This window comes from Streptomyces sp. NPDC059456, assembly GCF_042750055.1.
GTDB lineage: Bacteria > Actinomycetota > Actinomycetes > Streptomycetales > Streptomycetaceae > Streptomyces.
This window is the reverse complement of the sequence record NZ_JBHYVA010000938.1, coordinates 1-2548: the sequence shown is the minus strand read 5'-3', so window position 1 is coordinate 2548 and position 2548 is coordinate 1. Positions and strand designations below refer to the sequence as shown.

Annotated in this window: 3 protein-coding genes and 1 pseudogene; 2 read left to right on the top strand and 2 right to left on the bottom strand. The window is 73.0% G+C overall.

Features of this window, described 5'->3' with window-relative positions:
* Positions 1 to 143: 143 nt before the first annotated feature.
* Positions 144 to 650, top strand: a complete 507-nt coding sequence (locus ACFXA3_RS40785) for an ATP-binding protein (RefSeq protein WP_385196239.1) — start codon at positions 144 to 146, stop codon at positions 648 to 650.
* Positions 651 to 662: 12 nt separating this feature from the next.
* Here ACFXA3_RS40785 and idi read toward each other — a convergent pair whose 3' ends face one another.
* Both idi and ACFXA3_RS40775 read right to left on the bottom strand, forming a co-directional pair.
* Complete coding sequence (idi, locus tag ACFXA3_RS40780) at positions 663 to 1262, bottom strand: isopentenyl-diphosphate Delta-isomerase (RefSeq protein ID WP_385196236.1); 600 nt, start codon at positions 1260 to 1262, stop codon at positions 663 to 665.
* Between the two features lie 127 nt (positions 1263 to 1389).
* The gene (locus ACFXA3_RS40775) at positions 1390 to 1941 is read right to left on the bottom strand and encodes a GNAT family N-acetyltransferase (RefSeq protein WP_385196234.1); all 552 of its coding nucleotides are present in this window, start codon (positions 1939 to 1941) and stop codon (positions 1390 to 1392) included.
* Positions 1942 to 2314: 373 nt separating this feature from the next.
* Here ACFXA3_RS40775 and ACFXA3_RS40770 point away from each other — a divergent pair.
* Positions 2315 to 2548 (top strand): annotated as a pseudogene (locus ACFXA3_RS40770) (CDP-alcohol phosphatidyltransferase family protein); the annotation flags it as partial.

Genomic DNA, 2548 nt, shown 5'->3' with positions numbered 1-2548 from the left:
GACGCACAACTGACGCTGTCATACGCCACCGATCACAAAGCGTCCGATTGGCGCCGACTTCTGGTCAGCGGTCCGGTCCGGACCGGACCGCTCCCCACTCTTGACGCGTGGAGACGATCGAGCGTGAAGACGGGGGCCGGGAGATGGATGTCAGCGGGAGCGTCCCGCCAGCCAAGGAGGGGGAGCCGGAAGCGCCGGCCGACCCCCTCGCGTACGAGGGCGTGTGGCGGTTCACCGTGCCCGCTGTTGAAGAATCCGTTCCGCAGGCCCGCCGGGCCGTCCGCGACCTGCTGGGCCGCCAGGGCGTCCCGGCCGACCGGGACCTCGTGTACTCGCTGCTGCTGATCGTCTCCGAGCTGGTGACGAACTCGGTCCGGCACGCGGCCCTGCTCTCGCCCGAGGTCGCGGTCGAGGTAGCCGTCGGCCGTGCATGGGTACGGGTGGCCGTCGAGGACAACCACCCGTACCGCCCCAAGGCGCTGGAGGCGGATTTCGGCCAGACCGGCGGACGGGGCCTGCTCCTGGTGCGCGAGATCACCCGGGAGTCCGGTGGGGTCTGCGACGTCGAGCACACCTCGACGGGCGGCAAGGTCATCTGGGCGGCCCTGCCGCTCGCCGGACCGGCCGCCGCGCCGACCCCCGCGGTCTGAACGGGGTACGGGCTACCAGCCCGCGGCGTCACCGGTCAGTTCCCGGATCGCGGGCCGGGCCGCGTCCAGCACGGTCATGAACCAGGCGGAGAACGGTGCCTCGGCGTGCCGCTCGGCCAGCTCCCCGGCGGTCACGAACGCGGTGTCGCCGACCTCCTCCGGATCGGGGTCCGGCCGCGACTGCGCGAGTCCCACGAACAGGTGGTTGTACTCCTGCTCCACGAGACCGGACGCGGGGTCCGGGTGGTTGTACCGCACGGTCCCCGCCTCGGCGAGCAGCGACGGCGACAGGCCCAGCTCCTCGTGGGTGCGCCGGGCGGCCGCGGCGAACGGCGACTCCCCGGGGTAGGGGTGGCCACAGCACGTGTTCGACCAGACGCCGGGGGAGTGGTACTTCCCGAGGGCCCGCTGCTGGAGCAGCAGACGGCCCTGCTCGTCGAAGAGGAACACGGAGAAGGCCCGGTGCAGCAGACCGGGCGCCTGATGGGCGGAGAGCTTCTCCGCCGTGCCGATGGTGTTGCCGGACTCATCGACCAGTTCGAGCATGATCGGTTCCTGAGTGCCGGTGCCGGGGGACGCGGTGTTCGCGGCGGTGGCTGGTGTGGTCGGCATACCCATCCTTCGCTTCGGACTTCGGCCTTCAGTCTGCCGTACAAAAGAGGCTTGTCCCCACTTCGGTGATCCGCGCATGTCTGCCCCCGTCGCGTGGTAAGCGACGAGGGGCAGATCACACGGGCGGTCAGATCCCGAAGGGTTCCGGATAGCCGATCGTGCCCTGCGGAACGGGCACGGAGTCGTCCAGCACGAGCGCCATCATCGCCTCGTCGGGGACCTCGAACGGCGCCCGGATGCCGAACCGCGACGCCGGCACGAAGCCGAAGCGCGGGTAGTACGTGGGGTGCCCGAGGACCAGGACCAGCGCCTCCCCGCGCTCCCGCGCCGCCGCGAGCAGCGCCCGTACGACGGCGCTGCCGGCGCCCGAGCGCTGGATCGCGGGATCGGCCGCCACCGGGGCGAGTGCGAGCGCCGGGACCCCGTCGACCTCGCAGCGGGTCAGCAGGGCGTGCGCCGCCACGGACCCGTCGGGTCCCTCGGCCACGTACGAGAGCCCCGGCAGCCATGACGGGTCCGCGCGCAGCGCGTCCACGAGGTCCGCCTCCAGCGGGGTCTCGAACGCCGCCAGGTTGACGGCCCGCACGGCCGCGGTGTCGGCGGGGGTCTCGGGCCGGGCGTGCCAGCCGCCGGTGCGGTGGTGGCCGGTGTCGTGAGCGTCACCCGTGATGTCGGTCAATGTGCGTCCTCGGAGGGTTTCGAAGGCCGGGAAGGCGTGGCGGGAGGCGGGGAAGAGGCGGGCCTCGCCCCGCGGTTTGTGGTAGGTCGGCGTGATCGTCAATGATGGCCGGGCCGGGGCCCGCAGCCCCGGAATATGTGGCTTGCCGGGGAGTAAACGGGTGGTGAAACCCCTCTTCCCTGCATCCGATAGCCTCTGCCGACGTGCCGCCGCCCCCACGAGGCGCCCGTCCCATGTTCGCTTCAAGGAGTGAGTTCGTCTGCCGACCGTCATCCTCACCGGCCTGCCGGTCCCCGGATCACCGCTCACCGACGAGCTGCGCTCCCTCGGCTTCGACGTCCGCCCCGCCGGCGGGCCGCAGGACGCCGCGGCGGTGCTGGCCGGGGTGCCCGCCGACCAGCGGGTCGCCGTCGTCGACAGCGCCTTCGTCGGCCACGTCCACGCGCTGCGCCTCGCCCTGACCGACCCGCGCTTCGACGCCTGCGCCGTGACCGGCGCCTTCGCCGTCCGGCCGGGCGCCCGCGCGGCCCTGGACGAGGCCGCGGCCCTCCCGGCGGACGGCGAGGGCCCGTACGCGGACCGGCTGGCCCCCCCCCTCGAGGCCGCC